8 protein-coding genes are annotated in these 7,121 nt (G+C 67.1%); 5 read left to right on the top strand and 3 right to left on the bottom strand.

Going from position 1 to position 7,121, the window contains the following annotated elements; all coding sequences use genetic code 11:
- Positions 1-151 precede the first annotated feature (151 nt).
- The 4 genes from ACI944_RS09610 (at position 152) to ACI944_RS09595 (ending at position 2,473) form a co-directional block, all read left to right on the top strand.
- Positions 152-610 (top strand): PUA domain-containing protein, encoded by a 459-nt coding sequence (locus ACI944_RS09610; protein ID WP_411718826.1) that lies wholly within the window; start codon positions 152-154, stop codon positions 608-610.
- Between the two features lie 87 nt (positions 611-697).
- Entirely contained in the window at positions 698-1,147 is a 450-nt protein-coding gene (locus ACI944_RS09605; RefSeq protein ID WP_411718825.1) for a molybdopterin-dependent oxidoreductase, read from the top strand.
- Between the two features lie 88 nt (positions 1,148-1,235).
- Positions 1,236-1,643 carry a nascent polypeptide-associated complex protein gene (locus ACI944_RS09600; protein WP_411718824.1) on the top strand — a complete coding sequence of 136 codons (408 nt, stop codon included), beginning with the start codon at positions 1,236-1,238 and terminating at the stop codon, positions 1,641-1,643.
- A gap of 128 nt (positions 1,644-1,771) precedes the next feature.
- On the top strand, positions 1,772-2,473 hold the full coding sequence (locus tag ACI944_RS09595) for a methyltransferase domain-containing protein (RefSeq protein ID WP_411718827.1): 702 nt from the start codon (positions 1,772-1,774) through the stop codon (positions 2,471-2,473).
- A 65-nt stretch (positions 2,474-2,538) separates the two neighbouring features.
- On the opposite strand, the gene ACI944_RS09590 is transcribed toward ACI944_RS09595, so the two are convergent.
- The 3 genes from ACI944_RS09590 to ACI944_RS09580 all read right to left on the bottom strand — a co-directional run bounded on the left by ACI944_RS09590 (position 2,539) and on the right by ACI944_RS09580 (position 4,879).
- Entirely contained in the window at positions 2,539-3,180 is a 642-nt protein-coding gene (locus tag ACI944_RS09590) for a hypothetical protein (RefSeq protein ID WP_411718823.1), read from the bottom strand.
- On the bottom strand, positions 3,177-4,403 hold the full coding sequence (locus ACI944_RS09585; protein WP_411718822.1) for a DUF3179 domain-containing protein: 1,227 nt from the start codon (positions 4,401-4,403) through the stop codon (positions 3,177-3,179). The genes ACI944_RS09590 and ACI944_RS09585 overlap by 4 nt, the downstream gene beginning before the upstream one ends.
- A 149-nt stretch (positions 4,404-4,552) precedes the next feature.
- Positions 4,553-4,879, bottom strand: coding sequence for a transcription factor S (locus ACI944_RS09580; protein ID WP_411718821.1), 327 nt, complete (start codon positions 4,877-4,879; stop codon positions 4,553-4,555).
- Between the two features lie 219 nt (positions 4,880-5,098).
- Here ACI944_RS09580 and ACI944_RS09575 point away from each other — a divergent pair.
- Positions 5,099-7,121 (top strand): AAA family ATPase (locus ACI944_RS09575; protein WP_411718820.1); only part of this gene is annotated, 2,023 nt, incomplete at its 3' end.

Below are 7,121 nucleotides of genomic sequence, written 5' to 3'. Positions count from 1 at the left end.
ACCCACGGCGAGCGCGATCGCACCGAGGACGAGTTTCCGCGTGTCGGTTGCCATACTCACAGATCGACAGTTGACTTATATAAAACCTGTGAAACGATCGCGGGAGGTGGCCGGACGAAAGGCGTATTCGGTCCCATCGCCACCGGCAAGTATGGCAAGCGACATCGACGCGCTCCGGACGGTCGCCGACTACCAGTTCGGGGCCGGCGCTGGGGCGGCGCTCTTCGAGGGCGACGTCGTCGTCCAGCGGACGGGGTCGGGCCGTCCACAACAGATCCTCGCCGACGGCGAGCGCGTCGTCTCCTACGGCACCGACGGGCGGTTCACGCTCGGCGTCGCTGGTGGCCTGCGCCTTCAGCGTGCACTTGAGGCGCCCGCTTACCGCGTCGTCGTCGGCGACGACAGCGAGCCGTTCGTCCGCGAGGAGCGAAACGTCTTCGCGAAGTTCGTTCAGCGCGTCGACCCACAGATCAGGCCGGGCGACGAGGTCCTCGTTGAGCACGACCGCGGCGACCTCCTCGCTGTCGGGCGGGCAGAACTCTCCGCCGACGCGATGGCCGACTTCGGCACCGGCATGGCGATCAAGATCCGGGACGGTCGCCCGGCGTAGCCGGGACTGGGGCGGGCCGCCGGAGTGTATAAACCCCAACTATTTGCAGGGAGATCGATATTGCACTTGCGGCCGGATGTCACGCCTATGAACGCCCACTCGCTTGCGGACCGACTCGAACGAACGCGGATCGGCGGCGATGTCGATATCGATCTCCGCGAGTCGATCGAGCGCTTCGATCTCGTCGATTTTCCGTGCGAGACCCGCTGTGGCAGCGGCGACCCGGTCGCAGGCCACTGGCGGGGGATCGAACTCGCCGCGCTGTTGGACGGCGTCGACGCCGACGCGACGCACCTCCTCGTCGAGTCGACGGACGGGTTCCGCGTCTGCGTCCCGGTCGCGAAGGCGATCGAGGGAATCCTCGCCGTCGACCGGGTCGACACCGATTTTTTTCCGCGGGGGCTCCCACGGTTGGTCGCCCCGTCGCTGTCGGGGACGCGGTTCGTGCGCCGCGTCGCTACCATCGAGGGCAGGCGGCTCCCGCCGTCGGCCGACCCGGAGGATCACGAGGACCTGCTGCTCGCGGAGACGCCGTGAACGACCGTTTCATCGGCGCGTCCGAGTCGGTCGCGCTCGACCGATCGTAACATCAGGCTTTTTGCGCCGTCGGCCCCTCAGTAGAGGTATGTTTGGAGGAGGCGGCGGGCTGAACCCGCAAAAGATGAAGCAGATGATGAACCAGATGGGAATCGACCTCGAAGACATCGACGCCGAGGAGGTCATTATCCGCACCCCCGAGGAGGAACTCGTCTTCCACGACGCCGAGGTCCAGCGGATGGACGCGCAGGGCCAACAGACCTATCAGGTCGTCGGCGAACCCGACACCCGGCCCCGCGGCGAAGCGGGCAGCATCGAGGAGGCGGACGCCAGCGATGCCGACGACGCGGATGCCAGCGCCGATGCAACCGAAGGCGGGTTCTCCGAGGACGACGTCGAGATCGTCGCCATGCGCACCGGCGTCTCGGAAGAAAAAGCCAGAGAGACACTCGAGGAGACCGGCGACCTCGCGGCCGCCGTCCAGCAACTCGAGTGACGGACGTCGACTCGGGCGGCGAAGAAAGCGACTCGGAGGGAAATGAAAACGACTCGAACGAATCGGGGCCCCCCGAACCGGCCGCCCCGCCGGGACGGGTACTCGTTGTCCGCGGCTCCCGCGCGTTCGTGCTCGCACCGGGCGAGACCCAAGAGACAGACCTGGGCGTTATCGAACTTCCGGCGGATGTGACGCCGGGGACGGTCGTCGAGACACATCTCGGTGAGCCCTTCGAGGTGCGGCGGCTCCGCGGCCCGGACCTGTTCGACCACCTAGAGCGCACCGGCGCGCCGATGATGCCCCGCGATATCGGACTCGTGATCGGGCACACGGGCGTCGCGTCTGACGACCGCGCCCTCGACGCCGGAACCGGAACCGGTGTCCTTGCGGCGTATCTCGGCCGTCTCGGCGTCGAGGTGACAACCTACGAACGCGATCCCGAGTTCGCTGCGGTCGCCCGCAAAAACATGGCGACCGCGGGCGTCACGGATCGCGTCGATGTCCGGACGGGCGATCTGACGGATGAACTAGATACCCTCGACGGGGGATACGACCTGCTTACGCTCGATACGGGCGACGCGGCGGCGGTCGTCGAGCACGCCGACGAGTTGTTGGCTCCGGGGGGCTTCCTCGCGGTGTACTCACCGTTTATCGAGTCAGCGCGCGAGTGCGTCGAGGCCGCCCGGTCGGTGGGACTCACCGAGGTCGAGACTCTAGAGACGATCCAGCGCCGGATGGACTTCGACGACCGCGGGTCGCGGCCCTCGACCGCGGGTGTCGGCCACACCGGCTATCTCGTCTTCGCGCGGTTCCTTCCGGACATCGGTTGACACCCTCCCCGCGCTGAAGCGCGAGGCTTTCGCCTCGTACGTTCGTACGTCGCCGCCACTACTGCCTACGACGGGTCGATCTGCACCCGACTGCCGACCCAAAGCAGCGTGGCGAGAAGCGACGCGACCGCGAGCGGCACCATCCACTGCATCGCGGCGACGAGGCCTGCGGAGGCCTGCAGCCCGATGATGACGAGCAACTGTGGCCCACAGCATGCGAACCCCGAGAGGAGCCCCGGAATGCCGGCCGTCGCGCCAGCGCCGGCCCCGATCCGGCAGGCGTCCGGCCCGCGCCAGGAGGCGACCGAGACGGAGAGCGTCACGCCAACGAGCAGCCCCAGCCCGAGTCCCAAGGCGACGTTGACCGGCCGAAACAGATAGACGATCGGCCCGGCCTCGATCCGTGCCACGGCCTCGAAGAGAAACGGCGAGAGTGGAGTCAAAGCGGTCGAAATCGGCTCGGCGACGACGAAGACGTCGAGGCCACCGGGGCCGGTTGCGGTCACGTCCCGTAACGCCCAGAGGTAGGTGAGGAGATACAGTCCCGCCACGGCGAACAGGGTCACCTGCCCGTCGCGCCGACCCAGTGCGCCGCGGACGGCGACGGCGGTTCTGACGAAGAGACGTCTGGTCCAGGCGACCGGTGCCGTTCGGGGGGTTGGCGCTCCCGAGCCGGTCCCGGTCCGCCCGTCGGTGCGCGTCGTCATATCTCCACCCGTTCGGTGTTCGGATAGAAGCCATACCAGGCGAACCACATGGCGTCGAACGCGAGGAGTCGATCGAGCGGCAGATCGCCGGGCGGCGCGGACACCCCGTCGACCGCGTACGCGTCGCCGTCGCGTTCGACATTGAGACCATCGGGGTTCGCGTAGACGTAGCCCGTGGTGATCCCCTCGTCGGCGACGGCGACAACCGGCGTGTCGCCGAGGTCCCCTGTTAGCACCGACGACTCCATCAGCGCCCGCTTGTCGAAGGCGACCGCGCCTGCCGCTGTCCGCGCGCCGACGACGACCCGCTTGGACTCGGCGTCGTCGTAAGCCATCAACGGGAAGTTGGGCTGTCTTCCGGCGTCGGTCGAGTAGTGCCCGGAGACGGGCGGCTCGTAGGAACCGTAGGGGTCGCGGTTGTAGTTTCTTGCAGATCCGGTCTCCTCGGTCAACACGAGCGTCCCCGGGTGGCGGTTCCGCCAGCGACGCCAGGTCGTCCAGACAACCCGGAACTCCCGAAGCGACTGCCCGACGAGTCGGTCGGCGTCGCCGGTGTCGCGCTGCCCGCCGACCTCGATCCCCGTGGCCGCGATCTGTGGCCAGCGAACGTCCGTAGCCCGGTCCCACATGATTAAATTCGAGTTGACGAGGCGCCCTGAGACGCCGAACTCGGTCCCACCGCGGTAAAACCCCTGGGCGGTCCCGGTCAGGGGACAGTACGTCACCGCGACGGGCTCGCCGCCGATGACGTCGTTGACGATTTCGTGTTGAACGAGGATACGCTGTGGATACGCCCGGACGTCGCCATCCAACTCGACGCCGAACACGCGCTCGCAGTCCGGAAGTTCGACATCCGCGCTCCGGGCAAATCGCGGGTCGTCAATCGATGGGATGCCGTCGTGGCCGACGCCGCCGCTCATGTCGTCGTCGACGAAGGCGGAGCGGTCGTGTCCTATGTGAAGCGGCGTCTCCCGAAGCGGGAGGTCGCCGTCGCTGTACGCCGTTTCGGGGCTGGCCCGAGCGCCCTCGAACGCCGTCGCCGGGCGCCCGTCGGGGAGGGTATCGGACCCCCCCGAGTCCGCACACGGGAGGCCGAGATCGACGACCGGTTCCCCACCCGGCTCACCGCCGGACGAGGTGCCCCCGCGACCGAGACACCCGGCGCTTGATCCCGCCGCCGTAACCGCGAGTGCCGTCAGGAACTGCCGGCGCGTGTGAGACATTTGTTCTCATAGTATGGGAGGCGAACGAACCACATAAGCCCGAAGCGGTCGTGTGTGCTGGACACACGCGGGAGAAGGCGTACGCAGTCGAAACGTCGGGGGCGGGTCGCGGCCTCGTCAACCACCTCTGCAGGACGGCGGCGAAGCTCTCAGTGATCGTCCTCACGCCACTTCTGATCACACTCGACGCAGGTGAAAAAGCGCGTCTCGGACTCGTCGGCGGCCCGGATCTGCTTCATTTCGTAGCGCGCCCGGTCGTGGCCACAGTTCGGACACTTCACCGTCGTCGTCGGGCCGATCTCGGTGTCGTCGACATCGGACATATCGACGGGACCGCTGTCGGTGTCCTGTCCCTCCGTCGTAATCATGTCGGCTTCGCTGTCGGCGTCGCGGGGCTTCTCGAAATCACAGGAGCCGCACACCCACACCCCCTCCCGGCTGTGCATCATCGAACCGCACTCGTCACAGAACTCCATGTCGATGGTTCAATCGGGCCGCGTATTTAACGGGCGGGGTTCGGTGCTGTCGGTCGCGAGCGGGCCTCAAACCCGTCGGTCACGGCCGGGCGAACCTGACGCCCCGTCGCTAGTCGGTCGATTCCGCCCCCGCCGTGGGTTCTATATGTTTTCTGCGCGTACTCCTCGGTACATGCTGTTGAGGACCATTGTCTGCGATCCGACGAACCGACGGAACGGATGAGCGTTCAACGTTCCGTCGTCGATCCTGTCGCGCCGATGTCGGATGACTGTGTCGGCCTCCCGCAACCGATCCTGACCGATCTCGGCGTCGACAGCGGCGAAACAGTCGAGATTCGCGGTGGGCACCGGATCGCAACGCCCGCGGTCATCGCCGACACAGACGGTGTGGCCGTTCCGGAGCCGTTGCGACGACGAGCGAACATCGATGTTGGGGATACCGTGAGCGTCGCCACGTGCGACGTCCCGACGGCGTCGATCGCGACGCTTCGGCTCCAGAACTCGATCGCGGTCACCCGTAGCGAGGACGCGTTGCGACGGCGGCTTGGCCGGAGGGTCGTTGCGACCGGCGACAAAATCGAAGTCAGCCATCTTATCGGCGCGCCGACGCTTCGATTCGTCGTCGAGAGAGTTGCGCCGTCGTCGCCGGCAGTCGTCTCCGACGCGACTGAGATCGACGTTGTGACTGAGGACGTCGAAACTGTCTCGGAGCCGTCCGTTCGTGGCGAGGACGCCGCTCCGAGGGACACATATCGACGGCTCCGCGAGGCGACGGCGGCACGGTTCGAGAGACAGGAGGCGTTCGCGTCGATCGACCGACCGACACTTGGGGTTCTTCTCTGTGGTTCGCACGGATCCGGGAAAACGACGCTCGCCGAAGCGGTTGCGTCGGCCACCGACGCGACGTTCGTTCGGGTCTCGGCTGCGCGGCTCAAAGCCGAGAGTACGGCTGACCGGGACGACCGACTCGACCGGGTCACCGAGGAAGCCGCTCAAAACGATCGAGCGGTCGTCCTGCTTGACGACCTCGATGCCCTCGGCGATGAGGCGGGCTCCACGTCGACGCTCGGTGACCGTCTGCGGTCGACTGTCGACGAGCTTCGGGCCGCCGCTGGGACCGCCGTTATCGGAGCGACCGTCGACGCCGAGTCCGTCCCCGATGCGCTCCGACGCGGTGGCCGGTTCGACCGCGAAATACGCATTCCGCCGCTGACCGACGACGACAGGCGAGCGGCGCTGGAGACGATCTGTAACGATGCTGCGCTCGGCGACGATGTCGAGCTTAATTCGATCGCCGAGCGACTCAACGGGTTCTTGCTCGCCGATGTGGGGGTGCTCGTCGACACGGCGCTGGAGCGGACAGTACGCCGCGGCGGTCGAGTGATCCGGCAGGCGGATTTCGATCACGCTGTCGACGCCGTCGATCCCAGTGGGCTCAGGGACGTTTCGGTCGAGTTTCCCGAGGTCGCTTGGGACGAGGTGGGCGGGCTCGAAGCCGCAAAGCGCGAGATCGTTCGGGCGGTGTACTGGCCGCTGGAGCACCCGGAGCGCTTCGAGCAGGCCGGAATCGAGCCTCCCTCGGGCGTGCTTTTGTACGGCCCGCCAGGAACCGGAAAGACATTGCTCGCCCGGGCCGTGGCGAGCCTTAGCGACGCGAACTTCATTCCGGTGAACGGGCCGGAGCTTCTGGATAAGTACGTCGGCGAGAGCGAGCGGGCGGTTCGGAACCTGTTCGCGACAGCCCGAGAGAACGCTCCGTCGATCGTCTTTTTTGACGAGGTCGACGCGATCTCGCCGAAGCGTCAAGGGGACGACACGGGCGCTGGCGAGCGCGTCGTGTCGCAGTTGCTGACGGAGCTTGATGGGCTTGAACCGCTCACCGATGTCGCAGTCGTCGCGGCGACGAACCGCCCGGATGCTATCGACGAGGCGCTCCTGCGGCCAGGCCGCATCGAGAAGGCCGTCGAAACACCGCTGCCGGACCGCGCGGCGCGGCGAGAGATCCTTGGGATACACATCGAGGGGACCCCGACAACAGCGGGGGTCGATCTCGACATACTAGCCGATCGAACTGATGGATACAGCGGTGGCGATCTGGCCGCGCTGGTTCGCGAGGCCGCGATGATCGCCATCGAGGACGGGATCGTCGGGGAGGGTACGTCGGGCGGCGTGGCCGTGAACGCGGACCACTTCGAGCGTGCGTTGGCGGAGACGGCACCGTCGGCGGACGGCCGCGGGCAGC

The organism is Natronomonas sp., from assembly GCF_046710025.1.
Classification (GTDB): Archaea; Halobacteriota; Halobacteria; order Halobacteriales; family Haloarculaceae; genus Natronomonas.
The sequence above is the reverse complement of the archived record's forward strand: the minus strand, read 5'-3'. Positions and strand labels throughout refer to the sequence as shown.

What these genes read in the sequence shown, in the direction of transcription:
- ACI944_RS09585 (WP_411718822.1), bottom strand. Translation starts at nt 4,403, where the DNA reads ATGTCTCACACGCGCCGGCAGTTCCTGACGGCACTCGCGGTTACGGCG.
- ACI944_RS09590 (WP_411718823.1), bottom strand. Translation starts at nt 3,180, where the DNA reads ATGACGACGCGCACCGACGGGCGGACCGGGACCGGCTCGGGAGCGCCA.
- ACI944_RS09600 (WP_411718824.1), top strand. Translation starts at nt 1,236, where the DNA reads ATGTTTGGAGGAGGCGGCGGGCTGAACCCGCAAAAGATGAAGCAGATG.
- ACI944_RS09610 (WP_411718826.1), top strand. Translation starts at nt 152, where the DNA reads ATGGCAAGCGACATCGACGCGCTCCGGACGGTCGCCGACTACCAGTTC.
- ACI944_RS09580 (WP_411718821.1), bottom strand. Translation starts at nt 4,879, where the DNA reads ATGGAGTTCTGTGACGAGTGCGGTTCGATGATGCACAGCCGGGAGGGG.
- ACI944_RS09605 (WP_411718825.1), top strand. Translation starts at nt 698, where the DNA reads ATGAACGCCCACTCGCTTGCGGACCGACTCGAACGAACGCGGATCGGC.